The organism is Achromobacter sp. Marseille-Q0513 (assembly GCF_018195695.1).
Lineage (GTDB): Bacteria > Pseudomonadota > Gammaproteobacteria > Burkholderiales > Burkholderiaceae_B > Achromobacter.
The window spans coordinates 61,910-82,230 of sequence record NZ_JAGTJY010000004.1; the positions used below are offsets into that span (position 1 = coordinate 61,910).

General features: G+C 65.5%; 20 protein-coding genes and 1 tRNA gene. 11 read left to right on the plus strand and 10 right to left on the minus strand.

Going from position 1 to position 20,321, the window contains the following annotated elements; all coding sequences use genetic code 11:
- Nucleotides 1-86 precede the first annotated feature (86 nt).
- From KDH83_RS02155 to KDH83_RS02180, 6 genes are all read left to right on the plus strand, one after another.
- Nucleotides 87-1,076, plus strand: coding sequence for a LacI family DNA-binding transcriptional regulator (locus KDH83_RS02155; RefSeq protein ID WP_212312505.1), 990 nt, complete (start codon nucleotides 87-89; stop codon nucleotides 1,074-1,076).
- A 102-nt stretch (nucleotides 1,077-1,178) separates the two neighbouring features.
- On the plus strand, nucleotides 1,179-1,721 hold the full coding sequence (locus KDH83_RS02160; protein ID WP_212312507.1) for a phosphoribosyltransferase family protein: 543 nt from the start codon (nucleotides 1,179-1,181) through the stop codon (nucleotides 1,719-1,721).
- A gap of 398 nt (nucleotides 1,722-2,119) precedes the next feature.
- Complete coding sequence (gene rpsU / locus KDH83_RS02165; protein ID WP_006218592.1) at nucleotides 2,120-2,332, plus strand: 30S ribosomal protein S21; 213 nt, start codon at nucleotides 2,120-2,122, stop codon at nucleotides 2,330-2,332.
- Nucleotides 2,333-2,351: 19 nt separating this feature from the next.
- The gene (dnaG, locus tag KDH83_RS02170) at nucleotides 2,352-4,397 is read left to right on the plus strand and encodes a DNA primase (RefSeq protein WP_212312509.1); all 2,046 of its coding nucleotides are present in this window, start codon (nucleotides 2,352-2,354) and stop codon (nucleotides 4,395-4,397) included.
- Between the two features lie 846 nt (nucleotides 4,398-5,243).
- Nucleotides 5,244-7,508 (plus strand): RNA polymerase sigma factor RpoD, encoded by a 2,265-nt coding sequence (gene rpoD, locus KDH83_RS02175; protein WP_212312510.1) that lies wholly within the window; start codon nucleotides 5,244-5,246, stop codon nucleotides 7,506-7,508.
- A gap of 7 nt (nucleotides 7,509-7,515) precedes the next feature.
- Nucleotides 7,516-7,594 (plus strand) — tRNA-Ile (locus KDH83_RS02180).
- Between the two features lie 180 nt (nucleotides 7,595-7,774).
- Here the strand turns inward: KDH83_RS02180 and KDH83_RS02185 are convergent.
- The 8 genes from KDH83_RS02185 to KDH83_RS02220 all read right to left on the minus strand — a co-directional run bounded on the left by KDH83_RS02185 (nucleotide 7,775) and on the right by KDH83_RS02220 (nucleotide 13,405).
- Nucleotides 7,775-8,287, minus strand: coding sequence for a DUF4189 domain-containing protein (locus KDH83_RS02185; protein ID WP_212312512.1), 513 nt, complete (start codon nucleotides 8,285-8,287; stop codon nucleotides 7,775-7,777).
- Between the two features lie 183 nt (nucleotides 8,288-8,470).
- Nucleotides 8,471-8,908: an acetyltransferase gene (locus tag KDH83_RS02190; RefSeq protein ID WP_212312541.1), complete on the minus strand. Its 438-nt coding sequence runs from the start codon at nucleotides 8,906-8,908 to the stop codon at nucleotides 8,471-8,473.
- Nucleotides 8,909-9,010: 102 nt separating this feature from the next.
- A complete protein-coding gene (locus KDH83_RS02195) occupies nucleotides 9,011-9,511 on the minus strand; it encodes an acyloxyacyl hydrolase (protein WP_212312542.1) in 501 nt (166 codons plus the stop codon).
- Nucleotides 9,512-9,892: 381 nt separating this feature from the next.
- Nucleotides 9,893-10,183, minus strand: coding sequence for a hypothetical protein (locus KDH83_RS02200; RefSeq protein ID WP_212312513.1), 291 nt, complete (start codon nucleotides 10,181-10,183; stop codon nucleotides 9,893-9,895).
- A 547-nt stretch (nucleotides 10,184-10,730) separates the two neighbouring features.
- Entirely contained in the window at nucleotides 10,731-11,900 is a 1,170-nt protein-coding gene (locus KDH83_RS02205; RefSeq protein ID WP_212312514.1) for a porin, read from the minus strand.
- A 473-nt stretch (nucleotides 11,901-12,373) separates the two neighbouring features.
- A complete protein-coding gene (locus KDH83_RS02210) occupies nucleotides 12,374-12,532 on the minus strand; it encodes a DUF6726 family protein (protein ID WP_199770890.1) in 159 nt (52 codons plus the stop codon).
- A 140-nt stretch (nucleotides 12,533-12,672) separates the two neighbouring features.
- Entirely contained in the window at nucleotides 12,673-12,933 is a 261-nt protein-coding gene (locus KDH83_RS02215; protein ID WP_212312515.1) for a hypothetical protein, read from the minus strand.
- Nucleotides 12,934-13,093: 160 nt separating this feature from the next.
- Entirely contained in the window at nucleotides 13,094-13,405 is a 312-nt protein-coding gene (locus KDH83_RS02220) for a hypothetical protein (protein ID WP_212312516.1), read from the minus strand.
- 230 nt (nucleotides 13,406-13,635) lie between these two features.
- Here KDH83_RS02220 and KDH83_RS02225 point away from each other — a divergent pair, with 230 nt between their 5' ends.
- From KDH83_RS02225 to KDH83_RS02240, 4 genes are read left to right on the plus strand one after another with little or no spacing between them, the layout of a single operon-like run.
- Nucleotides 13,636-14,016 (plus strand): hypothetical protein, encoded by a 381-nt coding sequence (locus KDH83_RS02225; protein WP_212312517.1) that lies wholly within the window; start codon nucleotides 13,636-13,638, stop codon nucleotides 14,014-14,016.
- Nucleotides 14,017-14,033: 17 nt separating this feature from the next.
- Entirely contained in the window at nucleotides 14,034-14,726 is a 693-nt protein-coding gene (locus KDH83_RS02230; protein WP_212312518.1) for a response regulator transcription factor, read from the plus strand.
- Nucleotides 14,723-16,135: a HAMP domain-containing sensor histidine kinase gene (locus tag KDH83_RS02235; RefSeq protein ID WP_212312520.1), complete on the plus strand. Its 1,413-nt coding sequence runs from the start codon at nucleotides 14,723-14,725 to the stop codon at nucleotides 16,133-16,135. The genes KDH83_RS02230 and KDH83_RS02235 overlap by 4 nt, the downstream gene beginning before the upstream one ends.
- Nucleotides 16,132-17,088 (plus strand): sterol desaturase family protein, encoded by a 957-nt coding sequence (locus KDH83_RS02240; RefSeq protein ID WP_212312522.1) that lies wholly within the window; start codon nucleotides 16,132-16,134, stop codon nucleotides 17,086-17,088. Before KDH83_RS02235 ends, KDH83_RS02240 begins: the two co-directional genes overlap by 4 nt.
- 59 nt (nucleotides 17,089-17,147) lie before the next feature.
- Here the strand turns inward: KDH83_RS02240 and KDH83_RS02245 are convergent, their stop codons facing one another.
- The gene (locus KDH83_RS02245; protein WP_212312524.1) at nucleotides 17,148-18,479 is read right to left on the minus strand and encodes an ATP-binding protein; all 1,332 of its coding nucleotides are present in this window, start codon (nucleotides 18,477-18,479) and stop codon (nucleotides 17,148-17,150) included.
- A 300-nt stretch (nucleotides 18,480-18,779) separates the two neighbouring features.
- On the opposite strand from KDH83_RS02245, the gene KDH83_RS02250 reads away from it, so the two are divergent.
- A complete protein-coding gene (locus KDH83_RS02250) occupies nucleotides 18,780-19,847 on the plus strand; it encodes a hypothetical protein (RefSeq protein WP_212312526.1) in 1,068 nt (355 codons plus the stop codon).
- 8 nt (nucleotides 19,848-19,855) lie between these two features.
- Here KDH83_RS02250 and KDH83_RS02255 read toward each other — a convergent pair whose 3' ends face one another.
- On the minus strand, nucleotides 19,856-20,269 hold the full coding sequence (locus tag KDH83_RS02255; protein ID WP_212312528.1) for a rhodanese-like domain-containing protein: 414 nt from the start codon (nucleotides 20,267-20,269) through the stop codon (nucleotides 19,856-19,858).
- Between the last annotated feature and the right edge of the window lie 52 nt (nucleotides 20,270-20,321).

Sequence of the window (20,321 nt, forward strand, 5' to 3'; positions counted from 1 at the left end):
AAAGTGCCTGGATCTCAAAGGGTATTGAAAATACAATCGAAGCTCCTAAGGGCGCTTGTTTTTTCTATTTCAGGAAACGTTTTCCAATGAAGGTGGGCATCAAGGATGTGGCCAAGGCGGCCGGCGTGTCGCCGGCCACGGTATCGCGGGCGCTGGCGGGCAAGGCCATCGATCCGGAGATGCGCAGCCGCGTCGAGGAGGCCGTCCGGCGCACCGGCTACTTGCCCAACCTGGCGGCCCGGCGCCTGCGCTCGCGCCATAGCAACACCATAGGCCTGATCGTCGCCGACATCCGCAATCCGTTCTTCACGGCCATCAGCCGCAGTGTCGAGGATCTGGCCTATGCGCGTGGCCTGCGGGTGATTCTCTGCAATACCGACGAGAATCCCGAAAAGGAAGAGATGTACTTGCGGCTGATGGAAGAAGAGCGCGTGCTTGGCGCCATCTGCGCGCCGACGCGGCGCACGGCCGGGCAGGTCGGGCGCGCGCGGCGCGGTTTTCCGATAGTGATGGTCGACCGGGCGGAGCCGGGCCAGCTGCACGATTGCGTGGTGTTGGACAATGCCGGCGCGTCGGCGGCGCTGGTCGAGCATCTGCATCGCCAGGGATATCGGCGGATCGCCGGCCTGTTCGGCGCCGCGTCCGCCACCGGCGCGGAGCGGCGTCAGGGCTACGAGTCGGCGATGCAGCGTCTGGGGCTGCCCGCGCGCGCCGCCTATGTCGAGCACGGTGCGGGCGATGTCGACACCCGGTTGGCGGAGCTGCTGGCCGCGCCGGGCCGGCCCGATGCGCTGATCGCCAGCAACGGACTCATGTTGCTGGACGTCATCCGCGCATTGCAGCGCGCCGGCCTGGTCGTGCCGCAGGATATCGCCCTGGCGGGATTCGACAACGAGCCGTGGACGGAAATGGTCGGGGGCGGCATCACGCTGATCGAGCAGCCGGTGGAGGAAATCGGCCGCAGCGCCATGATGCTGTTGCTGGACCGCAGTGAAAACGAAGCCGCGCCGCCGCGCCGCATCGTGCTGGATGGGCGCTGCCTGGAACGCGGCTCGACGCCCGCGCGGCGGTCCTGATATCCGCGGCGCCGGCCGCCGGGTTATGATTTCGCCACAACGCCGCCGCAGCTCACGCCAGCAGGCGGCCTTTTCGTATTTTCATGCAGGAGAATTCCGCCTATGAGCGCGCCGACCAATGATGACAGCCATCTGTGGGTGACGTGGGACGACTACAACCGCCTGATCGAGCGTCTTGCCTTGCAGGTGCACAAGTCCGGTTGGCAGTTCGACAAGATCCTTTGCCTGGCGCGCGGCGGCGTGCGTGTCGGCGATGTGATGTCGCGGATCTTCGATGTGCCCCTGGGCATCCTGGCCACCAGCAGCTACCGCGAGGCGGCCGGCACCAAGCAGGGCGACATGGACATCGCCCAGTTCATCACCATCACGCGCGGCACCCTGTCCGGGCGGGTGTTGCTGGTGGACGACATGGTGGACACAGGCATGACCTTCAACAAGGTCTTTGACCACCTGAAGAACCAGTTCGCCGAGATCACCGAATTGCGCAGCGCCGTGCTGTGGTGGAAGGGCCACTCCCAGGCCACGCCGGACTACTACGTCGACAAGCTGCCCACCAATCCCTGGATTCACCAGCCTTTCGAGGACTATGACAGCCTGCGGCCGCACCAGCTCGAAGCCTGGATCCGCAAGGGCTCCAAGAGCTGAGCCGCCGGATGGCGGGGCGGCAGGGCGGGGCCGGGCGCCGATTGTGCCCGGTCTATGGTCAAAATCCGGCCGCCCGTGCTAGAATCGCTGGTTATCGCTAAACCGAACTTGGCTTTCCGCCCTTCCTTTGGGCCGCGCCTGGGGCATTCGAACGTGAATGCCTGAATTGGCGGGGCCGGACTGCAAGGTGAACTGTGTCTCACGGGTAACGGGAACAGCCAGCTGAAATAGCGTTAAGAGAGATTGTCAGGAGATCCCAGCCGGGGTTGTACTGGCGCCAGCGCCGGGCGTTTCAATGCCAGGGCGGGCGCCGGCAGGCTGGACCTGTGCAGCGTCGCTGGTAAGCAAGCCAGGTTTATCATCAACTTTTGTTACCCCTTAAGCAGGCCCAATACTTTATGCCTATCGTTCGACTGAAGGAAAACGAACCGTTTGAAGCCGCTCTGCGTCGCTTCAAGCGCACCATCGAAAAGACCGGTTTGCTCACCGAACTGCGTTCGCGCGAGTTCTACGAGAAGCCCACGGCCGAGCGCAAGCGCAAGCACGCCGCCGCGGTGAAGCGCCACTACAAGCGGATTCGTAGCCAGCAACTGCCCCCGCGCCTGTATTGATCTTTGATTCCCGAATCTATTGATTCCAGAATCATTCATCCAGGATTTGCTCGCCCGGGTCGACGTCGTCGATGTCGTCGGGCGATACGTGCAGTTGCGAAAGGGTGGGGCCAACTTGCTTGGCCTGTGCCCCTTTCATAACGAAAAAAGCCCGTCGTTCACTGTCAGCCCCACCAAGCAGTTCTATCACTGCTTCGGTTGCGGAGCGCATGGCAGCGCCATCACCTTCCTGATGGAACACACGGGCGCCAGTTTCCCCGAAGCCGTGCGCACGCTCGCGGCTTCGGCGGGAATGACGGTACCCGAAGAAAACCGCAGCCCCCGACAGCAAGCCGAAACCGCGCGCCGCAAGGCCGAGGAATCCCGGCACACGCAGGTGCTGGACGCCGCCCAGGCGCAGTACCTGAAGCTGCTGAAGGCTTCGCCCGCCGCGATCCGCTATCTGAAGCAACGCGGCCTGACCGGCGAGATCGCCGCGCATTTCGGGTTGGGCTGGTCGGGCACCGACCGCCATGGCCTGTCCCAGGTCTTTCCCAATTACGATGATCCGGCGCTGGTCGAGGCCGGGCTGGTGATCGAGTCGGAAGACGGACGCCGCTACGACCGCTTTCGCGAGCGGGTCATGTTCCCCATCCGCAATGCGCGCGGCAGCCTGATCGGCTTTGGCGGCCGCATCATCGGCAAGGGCGAGCCCAAGTACCTGAATTCGCCCGAGACGCCGCTGTTCTCCAAGGGACAGGAGCTGTACGGCCTGTGGGAGGCCCGCCAGGCCATCCGGCAGGAAGGCCAGGTCATCGTGGTCGAGGGCTACATGGACGTGGTCGGCCTGGCGCAGCAAGGCATCGCCAACGCGGTGGCCACGCTGGGCACGGCGACGACGCCCGATCACGTGAAGAAGCTGCTGCGCGCCAGCGACAAGGTCATCTTCAGCTTCGACGGCGACGGCGCGGGCCGCCGCGCGGCGTGGCGCGCCTTGCAGGCTTGCCTGCCGGTGCTGCGCGACGACATCGCGATCCGCTTCCTTTTCCTGCCGGCCGAGCACGATCCGGATTCCTACGTGCGCGAACTCGGCGCCGAGGCGTTCCGGGCTTGCCTGGGCGAAGCCGTCGCCTTGTCGCGATTCCTGCTGGACGAGCTGGCCTCGCGCCACAACATGGACGAGGCCGAAGGGCGGGCGAGCTGTCTGCACGAGGCCAAGCCGCTGCTGGCCGCGATCCCGGAATGCGCGCTGCGCGTGCAGATCGAGCGCGAGATGGCCAAGCTGGTCCAGCTCACGCCGGAAGAAATGGCCCAGGTGCTGGCGCAGCAGCCGGCCAAGCCGTTTGGCGCGCCAGCGGGTGCCAAGCCGCAGCCGGCAGGCGACGCCCAGGCTGGATCCCCGGGGTCGGATACGGGTTTCATGGACGCGGGCTATGACTTCGCCGGTCATGACTTTCATGACATTCCGGCGGAAGAGTCCGATTACATCGATCATGGGCATTTCCCTGCCTCCCAGGGCGAGCCCGCTGGCGGGCAGGGCGGCCAGCGTCGCCAGGAATGGAAGCCCAAGGGCGACTGGAAAGGCAAGAGCGACTGGAAGGGCAAGGGCAATTGGAAAGGCCGGCGCGAGGACGGCGTCGGCGGTTTCGAAGGCCGCCGCACCATGCCGTCGCTGGCCAAGCGCCTGCTTGGCTTGCTGTTGGCGCATCCCGAGCTGGTGGACTCCATGGGAGACCAGCAGCTTGAAGTGATCGACCACGGCCCCCATCTAGGTCTTGTGCGGGACTTGATCATGCTGGCGCAATCCAGCGGCGCGCGCCATGTGGGCGCCTTGCTGGAGGCGGCCGAGCCGGATTCGGATCTGGCCACCGTGCTCAAGGGCCTGCGCGCGGACGTGCTGTCGCAGGAGGATCTGCCCGATCCCCAGACCGAATGGGACGACGCCTTGCGGCGCATCGAGTTCGACTCGGCCAAGCTCGAAATGGCCAAGCTGGCCGCGGGCGGGCTGGCGACGGAAGAGGCGCGCAAGCGTTACATGGAGCTGAATCAGCGCATGATGGTGCTGAAAGGTGCCGGCATACGCTAAATACGTTAAAATCAAGGGTTTTCCGCACTGGCTGCGGATAAGCCCTTGGTTGGGACGGGGCCGGATCGGCCAGAAGTGCCGGGAACCGGGCGGCAGGATCTAATTTCGCCGCTCGTGATCTAAGCACCATGGCGGTTCGCATGGCTTCAGTACGGATGGATCCGAGAGTTCCGGGCGGGGCCGCAGCGCAGGGCGAGAGGTATTCGGCAGGAAAGCAGGGCAGGACAGCGCCGCGGGATTGCGGGGCCGGATTGTCGGATAGTTTGCCACCCCGGCGCCGAGTTTGCCGGATGCGCCGTTTTCGCAGGCCTTGTGTAAAGCCGGAAAAGATTAAGCAGAATTGAAGTGCAGTTTGGCGAGTCTGGTGTTTGGCACGTGTTTTCGCGGCTGAGCGGCAACGGCTAGTCCGGATGCCCCGCCTGAAAAAAAAGCGGGTGCTTACGTCAGGGGCGCCAAATTTGTTACACAGTTAATTACTATACAGAGGTGAATCGAGCAGTTCGGCGGATGATGCTTCCGCGTAGCGTTCGAGGTTTGGGTGCTGTGTCTACTCAGCTGCTAAGGGCAACGACCCGATAAGCAAGCGTCGCCTATTTATAGGCAGGCAGCCCCCCCGACGCCCGGGCATCCCCGCGGGATGAGTCCATGTACGCCAAGCGCCCCAACGGTTTCGCACCGGCATGGCGCAAGGCGGGCCCGCAAGGGCAGGCGCTGCGACCAACGCAGCCGCATGGAGTCGGCCGGTTCATCAGTTTTACCCGCAACGCCGTCGCGGCAGGCCCAGCCTCCCGCGGCTCCGCGCGGTGCAACATGCCCGAACGGGTTGCGACGACCACGGAAGCGACTATGACCAAATCCACTGGCAAATCCTCCTCTGCAATTGATGCGGCTGAAACCAAGGTCACGACGGCCAAGCGCGCCGTCAGCATGGCGGCGGAAAAAGCGCCCGCCAAGACTGCGGTGAAGGTCGCCAAGCCCGCTGCGAAGACGGCCGTCAAGAAGGCCGCCAAGACCGCCGCGGCGGATAAGCCCGAGAAGGCCACCAAGACCCGCGCCAAGAAGGCCGAGGACAAGCTGGCCGACCTGGTGGGCAGCGCGCGCCCGGCCCCGAGCGGCCGTCGTCCTGGTCGTCCGGCCAAGAACGCCAACAATGATTCCGACGGCTTCGACGATGCGATGGACGGCGAAGGCGAAGTCCTGCCCGACCTGAAGCCGCCCAAGCGCGGCGGCAAGCGCGGCAAGGCCGATCCCAAGGACCTGATCGCCCGTGGCCCGGTGTCGGCCGAGGAATACGAGGCTCGCCGCAACCGCCTCAAGCAGCTGATCAAGCTGGGCAAGGACCGCGGCTACCTGACCTACGGCGAAATCAACGATCATCTGCCTGACGATCTGGTCGACGCCGAAGCCATCGACGGCATCATCAGCACCTTCAGCGACATGGGCATCGCGGTCTACGACCAGGCTCCCGACGCCGAAACGCTGCTGATGAGCGAGAACGCGCCGGTCGCCTCCAACGACGACGACGTCGAGGACGAAGCCGAAGCCGCGCTGACCACCGTGGATTCCGACTTCGGCCGCACCACCGATCCCGTGCGCATGTACATGCGTGAAATGGGCTCGGTCGAGCTGCTGACCCGCGAAGGCGAAATCGAAATCGCCAAGCGCATCGAAGACGGCCTGAAGCACATGGTCATGGCCATCTCGGCCTGCCCGACCACCATCAACGAAATCCTCGCCCACGTCGTGCGCGTGCGCGAAGGCCAGGCCCAGATCGACGAAGTCGTCGACGGCCTGGTGGACCCGGAAGACGGCGAGGAATACGCCGGCGCCGGCGTCAGCGCCGATGAAGACGAGAGCGATGACGGCCCGGCCGGCGGCATGTCCAGCAAGCAGCTGGAAGACCTGCGCGTCAAGGCCCTGGCCAAGTTCGACGAAGTCGGCAAGCAGTTCGACAAGATGCGCCTGTCGTACGAGAAGGACGGCTACAAGTCGGACATCTACGTGCGCGCCCAGGAATCCATCCAGAACGAACTGATGGGCATCCGCTTCACCGCCAAGATGGTCGAGAAGCTGGCCGACACGCTGCGCAATCAGGTCGAGGAAGTGCGCCAGCTCGAGCGCGCCGTCCTGCACACGTGTGTGGACCGTGCCGGCATGCCGCGCACGCACTTCATCAAGGTCTTCCCCGGCAACGAAACCAACCTGCAGTGGGTGGTGGACGAAGTCGCCGCCGGCCATCCCTACGCCGAGACGCTGGAACGCCAGATCCCGGCCGTCCAGGAACTGCAGCAGAAGCTGATCGACCTGCAGACGCGCGTCGTGCTGCCGCTCAAGGACCTGAAGGACGTCAACAAGCGCATGGCCACCGGCGAAGCCAAGGCCCGCAAGGCCAAGCGCGAAATGACCGAGGCCAACCTGCGCCTGGTGATCTCGATCGCCAAGAAGTACACGAACCGCGGCCTGCAGTTCCTGGACCTGATCCAGGAAGGCAACATCGGCCTGATGAAGGCCGTGGACAAGTTCGAGTACCGTCGCGGCTACAAGTTCTCGACCTACGCCACGTGGTGGATCCGTCAGGCCATCACGCGCTCCATCGCCGACCAGGCGCGCACCATCCGTATCCCGGTCCACATGATCGAAACGATCAACAAGATGAACCGGATCAGCCGCCAGATCCTGCAGGAAACCGGCGCCGAGCCGGATCCCGCGACCCTGGCGCAGAAGATGGACATGCCGGAAGACAAGATCCGCAAGATCCTGAAGATCGCCAAGGAACCGATCTCCATGGAAACGCCGATCGGCGACGACGACGATTCGCACCTGGGCGACTTCATCGAGGACACCTCGACGCTGGCGCCTTCGGACGCGGCGTTGCACGGCTCCATGCGCGACGTGGTCAAGGAAGTGCTAGACTCTCTCACCCCGCGTGAAGCCAAGGTCCTGCGCATGCGTTTCGGCATCGAAATGAGCACCGACCAGACCCTGGAAGAAGTGGGCAAGCAATTCGACGTGACCCGCGAGCGCATCCGCCAAATAGAAGCCAAGGCACTGCGCAAGCTGCGTCACCCCAGCCGGGCCGACAAGCTGAAGAGCTTCCTGGAAGGGCAGTAAGTTTCCTGGGCCTCTAGCTCATGCCTGGTTAGAGCAGCGGACTCATAATCCGTTGGTGCCGAGTTCGACTCTCGGGGGGCCTACCAAGAAAATCCTGATTTATCAGGTACCTACAGCCGCCAGCAATGGCGGCTGTTTGTTTTTATAGCCTTTGTTGTGTCCGGAGTGTGTCTCCTCCCGCTCCTGGGGCGCCCATGAGGCTTCAGGGCTGCGGCAAGAAGCGTGAACAGACTATCGCGCCATGATTGACGCGCGGCCCGACCTGGCTACTGGACCCGCACCGGCAAGCTGCAATCGGAGAAGAAGACCTCGCACTTTTTGCCAGTCGTTTTCTCGCATGCGTCGATGGCGTACTTGGATGCGATTTCCAACGTCCGCCCGCGGGCCGAGACGGCATGGTTGCTGCCCCAGGCGAGAGCGCCGCATTGATTGGAATAGGTGATGTCGACGCGGCAATTCTTGCCGCCCTTGCGTTGGCACATGGCCGTGGCGCTCTGGATGGCGGCTTCCTCGGTGCGCTGGCCGCCTCCTATGCCGGTCATCCCGGAAGCGGCATCCATGACGATCGCGCCCCAGCGCTCCTCCCAGCGGACCTGGGGGGCGGCTCCTCCGCCCGATCCTTTGTACAGTCCGGGAATCGGCCGGCATTCAATTCCATTCTGCGTGGGAGTGGGCTTATAGCCGTCCGAGCATCCCTGTTCGGCCGCGGCCGGATTGGCCACAGCAAGCGCAATGGCAGCTACAGCAAGCGCAAATGTGAGAGATCGAATGTCTTTCATTGGAAGTCCGTGTGATGGCCGATGGCATCGAGATGCGACTATTCTAATCACGGAACCAGACAAGAAACGCAAGGAAATCGTCACGCTGACCCGGCAGAAACCTCCACGGCATCCCCGCCCCGCGCGACTCAAATGAAAAGCCACCCGCAGGTGGCTTGGACTGCATTTCTGCTCAGCGTGGCGCTAAGCCTGATACGCCAAATGAATCAACGGATAAGGCCTGCCCTGATCATCAAGCGCCGACCGGCCGATGCGCTTGAACCCCATCCTTTCATAGAAACCCACGGCCTGGCCGTTCTGCTCATTGACGTCGGTCGTCATCCGGGGATGCAGCGCAAGGCCGTGGCGCACCAGCGCGGCGCCGATGCCGGTGCCGCGGCAGGCCGGGTCGACGAACAGGGCCTGCATGTGGCCGTTGTCGATGAGCATGAATGCCTGCGGATAGTCATGCGCGTCCACGGCAAGCAGCAGCGGCGCCTGGGGCAGGAAGTCGCACACCATCTCGTCGATGGCCTGGCGGTCTTCAGGGGAAAGAAAATCATGGGTGGCGTCAACCGCGCGGCGCCAGATTTCGACGACGCGGGCGCCCTCGCCGGGGCGGGAAGATCTAATCGTTATCATCGCAATAGAGTAGTCCATTGCCCGTTGACGATCAAACCGGCGCTTGCCGGCAAGCCGCGAGGGCGGCGCCCGCAACGCCTTGTCGGTGATGCGGGCCATGCATCAGAATTGATGCGTGTATGTCAGTTGCACCGTATCCAGTCCCGGATTCGGTCGCTTGATGCCCGCGTTGGAGAAATGCGAATAGCGCACGCCAACACGGCTGTTGGGCGTCAGCAGAAAGCCCACGCCGATGTGGTCGCCAAACTGAAACGCCGAGCCGATGTTCCGATTCGAGAATCGTGTGCGCGTGAGCACGGTGGCGCCCACGCCGGCCTCGATGTAGAAGCGTTCGCTGGTCCACCATCGGAACATCGGGATCGCGCTGAACTGCCACGCTTGGCCGGGCGAGCGCGGGCGGTCTGCGGTCCAGTACGAAACGCCGATCTCCGGCGTCAGGTCCAGGCGGCCCCAGCGGCCGCCGAATCGCGTGGTCCAGATCGACGGCGTTTCGTAGTTCAGCGTGTAGCGCTGGTACCGATCGCCGACGCCATAGTGCACGCTGATGCCGCCTTGCGTACCACTGGAGCTTGCGGTGGCCGGGCCCGCCGCATTGAATAGCATCAGGCAAGTGATGCCTGACAAGATCCCGTTCCTGCTGGATTGCTTCCTGCTTGTTTTCTGATTGTTGGTTTTCATGTTGTCGACTGAAAGATGAGTGCAACGCAACGGGAATCCGCCCTTGGATGAATCGAGAATCCGTGGCTGGCTTCCGGGATGCGGGCGCAGATATGGCAGCCTCTCTCCGCTATGGAGGCCTTGTCCATGCCAGCGCCGCTGCCGAACCAATTTGTTCAACAGTCCGGTCACTCTATCAATCGCGTCGACGAGAAATTTGAAGTTTCGTGAACAATTGATTGTCAGTCTTCCGAGTTGTTCAAGAAAACTGACTTCTTTTTGTCATGCCGTGGGGAACGGCCACATGCGGATGCCGGGCATTCGCGCTCAGCAGGCCCCTGGGGCCACCATGCCTGCATGGTAGGCATGAAAGTGCTCGCGCCGGGCCGGCGCGGGGATGCCCAGGCTTCGGGCCGCGGGCAACAGGGTTCCATCGACGAAGTGATCGAAGTCCTCCTGCGACCGCCAGGCGTCGACGATGCGCCAGCCATCCGGAACCGCGCCGCAGGAATGGAAGAGAATGCCTGCGGGCGCGCCTTGCGCCTGCAGGCTTGCGCCGAGTCTGTCGTAGGCCTGCTGATCCATGCCGGCGAATTCGAGCAGCGTCATGATGGTCATCGCGTCGGGTCCTGGAGGTGGGCGTCTGTGCCGTGGCATACAGGCTGGCGCCTGTCGTGGGAGGCCATGATACTGCCGATGCATGCGACGTTGCGGGCAGGGACAGCGCGAGCGGCGGCTCGGTTTGTGGAGGCGAGGCGCTCGGACGACTGCGACGGACAAAAGAAATCCCCGGCTGTACCGGCCGGGGATCAAGTCCACAGCATGCGCTCTTTTAGACTCGTCCGTCCATGTGATGTGGCGCTGTGCCAAGAAGTAGCATGGAATTTTTTGTGTAAAAGACAAATCTGCCGTCGTCGTTGTGGGCGAGCGGAATGGGCGAGTGATGAAAAAAAGCGCATGCCAGCTTGCGCGGGCATGCGCTGCGACGATTCCCGTCCCTTCGCGGAGGAGGGATGTCCGTCAAATGGGCCGATTGCCGTCGGCACGCCGCGGGTCTGTCTCGATCTGTCTTATTGCGGGCGGCGTGCGGTTGGAGGCCGGCTATCGGCAGGAGCGGCGCGTCACGCCTTCAGGCTCGCATCCTGGCGTGCGGCGCCGACGCTCGTCAGAACGCGTGCCGCAAGCCCACGCTGACGTCCGTGTATTTCGCGTCCTTCAGGAACGCATAGTTGTTGGTATAGGACGCCAGTCCGTAGATGGCGGTTCGCTTGGACAGGCTGTAGGTGTAGCCGAGCGAGAACGTGTTGGTGGTGGCGTCATCGGAGGTCAGGCGCGAATTGTTCGCGTCGGCCCGCTGCCAGGACGCGAACATGCTGCCGGCCGCGCCGACCGGCGCTGAAATGCCAGCCAGGTACGAGTTGGACTTGAAGCCGTCGACGAAGGCGTTGGTTGGTATGCCGCTGAATTTTCCGATCGCTGCGCCGGCGGGCAGGGAGCTGCCGCCAAACCAGCCATCCGTGGTGCGGCCATACGCGAGCAGAAGTTTCACGACTTCAAAGTCGTATGAGGCGCCGATCAGGTACGAGCGAGGGGTGGCGTTGCGCTCGCTCGGTTGTGACAGCTTGTTGGAGCCGTTCAGCTGTTCATAGGAAAGGAATGCAGCGAGCGGTCCATTCAGGTAGCGCAACCCTGCCATGACGGCGCGGGTATTATCCGCGGTCGCGAATCCCGTTTGACCATCCCGCTTGTCGTCGATGTTGCTCGAGTAGCTGATTGCCGCGGTCAGGCCGCCCATGGACGGCGTTTCATAGAGCACCATGTTGTCGTAGCGGCTGAAAGCCGCTCCGCTCAGACCCAGGCCCGCGCCAGTGTTCCACTGCGTGAAGCCGTTGCCGAAGTTCGCGCCGAATATGCTCAGCATGTACTGAGTGCCGATGTTGTATTGTCGGCCGAATTCGAGTTTTCCCAAGTCCACGCTGGTCAGGCCGACCACGGCGTCGCGGCCGAACAGCCGGTTGTTCTGTCCCGACGAGCCGTTGGCCGAACTGAAGCCCGATTCCAACTTGAACGTTGCATACAGTCCGCCTCCCAGGTCCTCCTTGCCGCGCAGGCCCCAGCGGGATCCTGCGGTGGTTCCGTTGGTCATGCCGATATGGCTGTTGTCCAGGCGATTGACCGCGCCTGTCTTGGGATCGCGGTAGTCGCCGCTTACCTTGGCATAGCCGATGCCCGTGTCGATGACGCCATACAGCGTCACGGATGATTCGGCGGCAACGCTTGTTGAGGTGATTGCAAGCGCAGTGGTCACGCTGGCCGCGAACAGGTGTTTCTTCATGGTGTGGCTCCCCTTGTTTGGTTTTGATCGCTATCGGGTAGATCGCCATTCGCGCACGGCAGGGGACGAAACCGCCGGCCGCATGACGCCGCCGGCAGCTGCCCAGTGCATGCCGTCCCCTTGCCGCGGCAGCTTGGTCAAGACACTCTAGTCCCGCGCTTCTGTCATTCGCCGGACAGGGGAATTACATGTTCATCCGCTTCTGTAACGAAGGCGCTGCGCCCTGCAGGAGGCGATTCATGGATGAGGGAAAACGATAGGCGCGCTCGCGTCTCGATTCGGCGTGGTGGACGCGTATTCACCGCGCTGCAGGCTTGTTTCTGGTGATGTGAGCGAGCGCGCTGGGGCAGGAATGACGATGGCGGCATCCATGCCGCGCGGGTCGACGCCGGCATGAGCCGCACGCAACTTTCAGACTGATCCTGGTGCCAGCGGAGGGTGCTGGCGATCCATCGATGGCACGAGCGGAGCCGTCAGTCGATGATGTCGGCACAGGCGTCCGTCGGCGTGGCGACGGTGTGGCCGACGACGGGAACGATCTTGATGGCGGCCGATGCAACGCGGCAGGGCGCGGCGGCCAGGCCGCAACCCGAGGCGAGCGCGCAGAGCGCCGCGACCAGTAGCCATTTCATTTGATCAGTGTGAATCGTGGTTGATCGAAACGAAATTGTGTGGCGGCGCGGCGCGGGAAATAGTGGAGATTTGCGGGCCGAATGTAAGGATTCTTGCTTGCCGTGGCACGGGATGTAACCAGTGCGGCGGCGGCTGCGCGCTACGCGCCTTTGCCGGCCTTGAGCAATGCCCGGCCCTTGCCCGTCAGCACGATGATCGATCCGGCACCGGCGGAACCGTGGGCAGTGTCGACCAGGCCGTTGGCCGTCGCGTCTTCCCAGGCGGACAGCCGGGGGCAGCTGGTTTTCCAGGCTTCCATGGTGTCGGCGTAGCTGCGGGGGCGTTCGGACAGCCAGGCCAGGAACTGCAGCAGATTGCCCGTCTGGGATGTGCCGGCTTCGATAAGGGGGCTGCGGGACATGATGGTCTCCGGCGTGTCGTGGATGCCACGCCAGATTACTCCCGAGGCTTGCCCGGCGCCAATGCCCGGCAATGGCCATCGTCGGCGCCCGGGCGCAGCCGTCGTCCCGTGCGGGATGATGGCGTTGCGCCGCTCGCGCCGGGCAGCCTGTTTGGCGAGGTCAGTCCGGCCGCTTGCAGGCCTGCAGCTGTTCGAGCGGCGTGGTCGTGTCCAGCAGCGCGGCTTCCGTGCTGGGGACCTTGTTCATGCGGGCGATGCCGGTTCGGTCCACGATGTACAGGCGCGTGCCGCCATCGTCCATGTCGCGGCACACCCAGCCCTTGACGGCGCTGGCGCCGGGCGCGGGGTTTTGCAGTTTCTTGAGTTGCTCGATCGTGTCCTGCATTTCCTTCTGGGACAAGGCCGGCGCGGATTGGGCAAGGGCGGCGCCGCTGGCGGCGGCGAGGGTCAGGCAAAGCAATAGCGCTTTCATCGGATGCAGGCTATCTGTACAGGTGTGTGGATGGAGGAGAGCCGCGTCGTGCATGGAAGGGCGCGACGCGACCGTGGCAGAGCGGCTCGATTGTATGGGATGAATCTTGCAGGCTGCGGACGCTGGCGCAAGGGCGCGCGCGGCTGGCATCCGTACGCAATGTTCACGCAATCGACCCCTTCGATACTGGCTGCCGTGGCGGGGATGCGCCCCGCGTTTCGGGAAAAGCCATGCTCCAGGAATTCGTCCATACCATTGCTTCCAGGCGGTCGCGCCTGGCCTTGTTGCTTGTCGCCTGCGCCTGCCTGGCGCCGGCCGCCGCGCCGGCCCAGGATTGGGTCTATGGCGGTCCGCCGGTGGTCGTGATGCCGCCGCCGGCCGTGGTGGTGCCCGCGCCGCACTACAACCCTTGCCGCGATGGCAGCATCAACTGGGGGCGTCCCGTGAACTGCGAGGAGCTGATGCGGCGCGGCCAGGGGCCGGTCATACTCTACGGCGCCGAGCCGGCATATGATCCGTGCCGGGACGGCCGCATCCATTGGGGACGGCCGGTGGATTGCGAGGCGCTGTTCCGCGGCCGCCGCGTGCTGCCGCCCGTGATCCGGTACTAGGGATAGGGAGACTGCACGTGCGGATTCTTCTGGTCGAGGACGAGGCCGGCATGGTCGACGCGCTGACGGTCGCGCTGCGCCGCCATGGCATCGCGCTGGATCACGCCGGCACGCTGGCCGCCGCGCGCAGCCTGGCCGACAGCGGCCAGCACGACGCGGTGTTGCTGGACCGGCGGCTGCCGGACGGCGACGGGCTGGAGCTGCTGGTTCGGCTGCGGGCCCGGCAAGAGGGCGTGCCGGTCATCGTCATGACGGCGGTGGGAGAGCTGGCCGACAAGGTCGGCGGCCTGAACGCGGGCGCGGACGATTATCTCGTCAAGCCCTTCGCGTTCGATGAATTGCTGGCGCGCTTGCGCGCCGTGCTGCGTCGTCCCGTGCTGATGCAGCCCGACGTGGTCCGGCTGGGCGGACTGGCTTTCGACCTGACGCACAGCGAGGCCAGCGTCGCGGGCCGGAGGCTGGAACTGCCGCGCCGCGAACTGCTGGTGCTGGAAACCCTGGTCCGGCGGGCCGGCCGCACGGTGGTGCGCGCCGCGCTGGAAAACGCGGTGTTCAGCCTGGATGACGACATCCAGTCCAACGCGCTAGACACGCATGTGTCGCGCCTGCGGCGCAAGCTGGAACAGGCGTCGGCGGGCGTGGAGATCTGCGGCATCCGCGGCGTGGGTTATTTGCTGCGGGCATTGCCGCCCCAGGCTGCCGCATCATGACGGCGGATGGCGTTTCCGATTCGCGGGCCGGACGCCGCGCCTCGCTGGGACGGCGGCTGGTCTGGCGATTGGTGCTGGCGCAGGTGGGCATACAGATCCTGGTCGTGGCGCTGTTGTTCGTCACCGGCAACCTGGTCGAATTCTCGACGCAGGAGAACACGGTGGAGATCCTGCAGGAGGCCGTGGCGCGCGACGCGTCCGGCGCGCTGGTGCTGCGCGACACGCCACGCCTGCGCAGCTTGCGCGCCGAGCTGCCCGATCTATGGGCCGTGTTGCGGGACGGCCAGGGCAGGGAGTTGCGCGATGGGCCCGTGCCGCCGGAGTTCGCCGCCCTTGGCGGCGCGCTGGACGGCGTGGGCCAGGCGCGGCTGGGCTGGAACCTGGGCGATCCGCCGCGCGGCACGGCGCGGATGCGCAAGGTCGAAACCGAGGCGGGCCGCGTGGCCGTGCTGACGGGGCCGGCCAGTTCGATCACGGCGCGCAATGCGCTGATCGGGGCGGGCCTGGTCCTGGGGAAGATGGTGCTGCCGATCGCGTTGATGACGCTCGCGGCGACGCTGCTGGCCACCCATCTGGTGGTGCGGCGCACGCTGGGCGGATTGCGCGCGGCGGCCGAGCAGGCTGGCCGCATCGACATCGATCGCCGCGAGACGAGGCTGCCCCTGGGCGACGTGCCGGAAGAAGCCGCCGCGCTGGTGCGGGCGGTCAACGGCGCGCTGGCCAGGCTGGACGAAGGCTATGCGCGCCACCAGCGTTTCCTGGCCGATGCCGCGCACGAGCTGCGCACGCCGATCGCCATCCTGAACATGCGCCTGGAGGCCTTGCCGGCCGGGCCGGAGCGCGCCCGCCTGCTGGAGGACGCGGCGCGCCTGTCGTTGCTGGCGGGGCAATTGCTCGACGCGCAGCGGCTGGAGCGCGACAGCGCGCCGCTATTGCCGCTGGACCTGGTCGAACTGGTGCGCGGCGTCACGGCGGAGCTGGCGCCGCTGGCGGTCGGCGCTGGCTACCAGATCGCATTCGAGTCGGGGGCGGAGCCGGTGATGGTGGCCGGGGACTGGCCCGCGCTGGAGCGGGCCGTGTCGAACCTGGTGCAGAACGCCATCCAGCACGGCGGCCGTCGCGGCGTCATCACCTTGCGCGTTCATGGCGTTCGCGCGGTCGAGGTCTGCGATCAGGGCGACGGCGTGCCGCCGGGCTGGCGCGAAGACATCTTCAAACCCTTCGTCAAGGAGTCGCCGCACAGCACGGGCGCCGGCCTGGGCCTGAACCTGGTGGCCCGCATCATCCGTCGCCACGGCGGCGAGGTTTCCGTGTCGTCCGGGCCGGATGGCGGCGCCTGCTTCCGCCTTGATTTTCCCGAGCCCGGCGACGCCGATGCTGCGGCCGAACTCTGCCGGAGTCCGATATGACGTTTCGCGCCATGGCCGCGCGCCTTGCTCGCTGCCGTTCACTCGCGCGCGAGGCGCTGCGGGTGCTCGCGTGGCCCGCCATCCTCTGCGCCGGACTGGCCGGCACCGACGCCGCGCTGGCGACGGCGTCGCCGATGTTCTGGTTCAATCTGGTCTATCTGGGCGTGGTCCTGCTGATCCTTGCCTGCGAGCGCGTCCTGCCCTATGAGCGGGCCTGGCAGGCCGACGACGGAGAGATGCGCGACGACCTGGCCCATACCCTGTTCACCAAGGGCGTGGCGCAACTGGGCGCCTATCTGGCCACGCTGGCCGGCGCCGCCTCCGCGATCGCATTGCAACCCGCCGCGTCGCAGGCCGGGCCGTGGCCCGTGCAATGGCCCATGGCCCTGCAGGTGGTCCTGGGGCTGGTGGTGGCGGAGCTGGGCCTGTATGTGGCGCATCGCGCCGCGCATGAATGGCGGCCGCTGTGGCGCTTCCATGCGCTGCATCACAGCGTGCGCCGTCTTTGGGTGGTCAACACCGGGCGCTTTCATATCGTTGATACGCTGATGAAGATCGCATGCAGCCAGACACCTTTGCTGCTGCTGGGCGCGCCCTTGCGCGTGTTTTTGTGGGTCAGCGCAACGACCGCCTTCATCGGCCTGCTCACCCATTGCAACGTCGACGTGCGCACGGGCTTCCTGGATCGGATTTTCAGCACGCCGCCGCTGCACCGCTGGCATCACTCGAAGCGACTGCCCGAGGGCAACCGCAACTATGGTGAAAACGTGGTGCTGTGGGATAGGCTGTTCGGCACCTACCATCATCCGCGCGACCGTCGTCCGCCGGTGGATATCGGCATCAGCGGGCGGATCCACGATGGATTCCTGCGCCAGTTGTGGCAGCCGTTCTCGGCGCGCGGCGCGCGCGACATCATGGAGCCCGCCGCCAACGCGGAGCGGCCGGCTGCGTGAGCGGGCCTGGATCCGTTGGCCGACGCAAGCGGCCTGGCCTGCGGATGGGGCTGCGGGTGTCAGGCAGCGCGCTGCGATTCGGCGCGCCGCGCCTCGGGCGCGGGCCAGCGCAGGATGAAGCGCGCGCCGCCCAGCGGGCTGCCATGCACGCTGATGTCGCCATGATGCGCGGCCGCCACGCGCTGGACGATGGCCAGCCCGAGGCCGGCGCCGCCGGTGCCGCGGTCGCGGCTCTCGTCCAGGCGGATGAAGGGTTCGAAGATCTTGTCGCGGTCCCTGGCCGGTATGCCCGGGCCGTCATCGTCGACGATCAGTTCGTAGGCGCCGTCCGCGCGAGCGGCCAGGGATACATGCACCAGGCGGCTGGCATAGCGCACCGCGTTCTGCACCAGGTTGAGCAGCGCCCGGCTCATGTAGCGGCGGTGCAGGCGGACCTGCGGCGGGCAATCGCCGTGCACCACGCAACGCACGGCGCGCGCCTGCGCCAGATGGTCGACCTGCGCCAGCGCGTCGCCGAGCCAGTCGCGCGCGTCGACGGTTTCCTGCGGCACCATGTCGTCCGTCGGCCGTTCCAGCCGCGCGTAGACCAGCAGTTCCGCCACCATGCTTTCCAGCTCGTCGATGTCCGCCTGCATGTCCTGCAGGATATGCTCGCGGCGCGCGCCGCTGCGGTCCTGCCGCAGCAGGTCGACTTCGAAAGCCAGTCGCGCCAGCGGCGTGCGCAGTTCGTGCGAGACGGCATTGGTCAGGCTGCGCTGGTTCTCGATCAGCGCGGCGATGCGCTCGGCCATCTGATTGAAGCTCTCGCCCACGTGCCGGATGCCGGCCACGCGGGACAGGCGCACGCGGGTGCCCAGGTCTCCCTGGCCCATCAGCTGCGTGGCGTTGCGCAGCACGTTCAGGTCGCGCCAGATCGGCAAGGCCCACAGCAGGAACAAGGCGGTGGCCACGATCAGGCTCAGGAGCAGCCATGCGCTCCACGCCAGCAGCCTGTCGGCAGGGCTGTCGCCGGGTTGGCGCACCTGCAGCCATTGCGCCGGCTCGCCGGGCAGGGGAAAGAGATAGACGCCGTTGTCTTCGCGAAAGACCACGCCCAGGCGGGCGAGCTGGTCTCGCTCCTTGTCGCCGAGCCGGACCTGTTCCTGGGGCAGCAAGTGGATGTCGGCGCCATACAGCGGCGCGATCTCCGCGTCGATGATGCGCGCCCGGTCCGCCGGCGCGATGGCGTCCAGTTCCTTGTGCAGGGCGTGCAGCTCGCCGCGCACCGCGCGCAGGGCGACGTTCTCGATCTGCAGCGTGAAGAAATAGTTCAGGCTCCGGTCCACCATGAAGTACGCCACGAAGAAGCTGACGATGGCGACGATGAGGATGCGGAGGATGAACTTGATCATGGACGAATGCGCGCGTGGCACTGGCGAAGTGGCGCGATCGTACTGCCATGCGCGCACAGGTTCCGGCTGACTCTGTGCTGAATTTGTGAATAAATTTGCAATCCGGACCCGCTACGCCCGTTGGCTGCGCAGGCTCTTGGGTAGCGGTACGCCGCTACACGAGCCGGGCTTGCGGCCAGGCGGAACCCTGGTTGTCGCGTTGACAAATCTCGCTCAAATCTTGACGGTCGGCTTGCATCTCGATGCGCGGTATCTGCCTATGATGACGATCCCATTTTTCGGGCAGGGGCCGTGCTTGTCATGACACTCCGTACGTGTCGCCGTTCCCGGCCGATCTGGCCGTGGCGGCGTGGCGCGGCCAGCGCCGCGCTGGCGTTGTTGGCGTCGCTCCTGCCACTGGCCGCCCCGGCGGCGCAGGCGCGGGGCTCCTGCCTGGAAATCGTCCTGCTGGAAAAAGGCGGACGCCTTACCTTGCGCGCCAGCGATGGCAAGGCCGACCTGACAGTGGCCAGCGAGCGTTCCGTCAATGCCATCGCCAAGGAGTTCCTGAAGGTCTATGAAGCGTTGGATGGCAACCAGGGGCTGGATGCCAGGTTCGATGCCAGGCTGGAGCTGCTGTCGGTGGAATTGCTGGGACCCTTGCGCCCGGCCTTGAGGGAGGCGGCTTGCGTGGTGTTCGAGATCAATCCCCGCTTCCTGCATTTCGCGCTGGATCTGCTGCCGGTGGACGGCGAACCCTTGTTCCTGGCCAAGCCTACCGCCTTCGCCCTGTCCCGGCCATCGTCCACGGCAATCGAAGACCCGGTCGTCGGTGGACCGCTGCGCGGACTGATCGTGCGCGATCCCGAAACGGATCCGGAAGATGGCGCGGGCGAAGCGCAGCGGCTGTTCCCGGCCTCCGACCTGTTGCACATCGAACAGGCCGATCCGCGCATGTTCGCGCACGCGGACTACGATTTCCTGCTGATCAGCGCATACGGATCGGTAACGCCCTCCTGGGGATCGGCGCCGGCTGACGAGGACGACGTCATCGAGCTGGGCGAGCGGGACATGGAGGCGGACGCGCTGGACGGGTCCCGGTTCAAGCTGGTCTATCTGGATTCGAGCCAGCTGGGCATCAGCGAATCATTCATCGCGTCGGCGCGCCGCAATGGCGTCCGTCATTTCCTGGCGCCTCTCATCAACAACGAGGCCGGCAATTCGTCCACGCTCATGATCCGCTATTTCTTTGGAGGCTTGAGCCAGGGCCGCTCGCCGATGGACGCGCTGTTCCAGGCGCGTCGCCGCATTCACCAGGAATTCCTGGGCAGGGCAGGCCGGGCCGAGCGACTGTATTACGCCTATCCGTTCCGGCTGTATCTGCTGTGACCGCCGCGCTAGAGCGCCGCGTCCCGCTCCAGCGGGAAGCCTTCGTCCAGCCAGCCGGTGATGCCGCCGGCCATGAGCTTTACCGGATAGCCCAGGCGCGCCAGCGCGGCCGCGGCGCGGGCCGCGCCGTTGCAGTGCGGCCCCGCGCAGTACGTCACGAACAGCGTGCCGGCTGGGTACTGCTGCCGCATGCGCGAGGCGATGATCTTGCGTCGCGGCAGGTTGAGCGCGCCGGGCACATGGCCTTGCGCATAGAGTTCCGCGCTGCGCACGTCCAGCAGCACGAAGCCGGGATCGGCTTGCTGGCTCAGCGCCTCGTGCGTGTCCCAGCAATCCGTCTCGAACCGGAGCTCGGCCTCGAAGTGCCGGACGGCCTCATCGGCAGGGGCGGCGGGGATCTGGGTCACGGCATTGGCTGGCATGTTGGGGCTCCTGGTTCGGGATGAACGCGCAAGGGCGCGCAGGCCCTATTGT

Coding starts and splice junctions, on each gene's coding strand:
- KDH83_RS02155 (WP_212312505.1), top strand. CDS start 87: ATGAAGGTGGGCATCAAGGATGTGGCCAAGGCGGCCGGCGTGTCGCCG.
- KDH83_RS02160 (WP_212312507.1), top strand. CDS start 1,179: ATGAGCGCGCCGACCAATGATGACAGCCATCTGTGGGTGACGTGGGAC.
- rpsU (WP_006218592.1), top strand. CDS start 2,120: ATGCCTATCGTTCGACTGAAGGAAAACGAACCGTTTGAAGCCGCTCTG.
- rpoD (WP_212312510.1), top strand. CDS start 5,244: ATGACCAAATCCACTGGCAAATCCTCCTCTGCAATTGATGCGGCTGAA.
- KDH83_RS02185 (WP_212312512.1), bottom strand. CDS start 8,287: ATGAAAGACATTCGATCTCTCACATTTGCGCTTGCTGTAGCTGCCATT.
- KDH83_RS02190 (WP_212312541.1), bottom strand. CDS start 8,908: ATGATAACGATTAGATCTTCCCGCCCCGGCGAGGGCGCCCGCGTCGTC.
- KDH83_RS02195 (WP_212312542.1), bottom strand. CDS start 9,511: ATGCTATTCAATGCGGCGGGCCCGGCCACCGCAAGCTCCAGTGGTACG.
- KDH83_RS02200 (WP_212312513.1), bottom strand. CDS start 10,183: ATGACCATCATGACGCTGCTCGAATTCGCCGGCATGGATCAGCAGGCC.
- KDH83_RS02205 (WP_212312514.1), bottom strand. CDS start 11,900: ATGAAGAAACACCTGTTCGCGGCCAGCGTGACCACTGCGCTTGCAATC.
- KDH83_RS02210 (WP_199770890.1), bottom strand. CDS start 12,532: ATGAAATGGCTACTGGTCGCGGCGCTCTGCGCGCTCGCCTCGGGTTGC.
- KDH83_RS02215 (WP_212312515.1), bottom strand. CDS start 12,933: ATGTCCCGCAGCCCCCTTATCGAAGCCGGCACATCCCAGACGGGCAAT.
- KDH83_RS02220 (WP_212312516.1), bottom strand. CDS start 13,405: ATGAAAGCGCTATTGCTTTGCCTGACCCTCGCCGCCGCCAGCGGCGCC.
- KDH83_RS02225 (WP_212312517.1), top strand. CDS start 13,636: ATGCTCCAGGAATTCGTCCATACCATTGCTTCCAGGCGGTCGCGCCTG.
- KDH83_RS02235 (WP_212312520.1), top strand. CDS start 14,723: ATGACGGCGGATGGCGTTTCCGATTCGCGGGCCGGACGCCGCGCCTCG.
- KDH83_RS02240 (WP_212312522.1), top strand. CDS start 16,132: ATGACGTTTCGCGCCATGGCCGCGCGCCTTGCTCGCTGCCGTTCACTC.
- KDH83_RS02245 (WP_212312524.1), bottom strand. CDS start 18,479: ATGATCAAGTTCATCCTCCGCATCCTCATCGTCGCCATCGTCAGCTTC.
- KDH83_RS02250 (WP_212312526.1), top strand. CDS start 18,780: ATGACACTCCGTACGTGTCGCCGTTCCCGGCCGATCTGGCCGTGGCGG.
- KDH83_RS02255 (WP_212312528.1), bottom strand. CDS start 20,269: ATGCCAGCCAATGCCGTGACCCAGATCCCCGCCGCCCCTGCCGATGAG.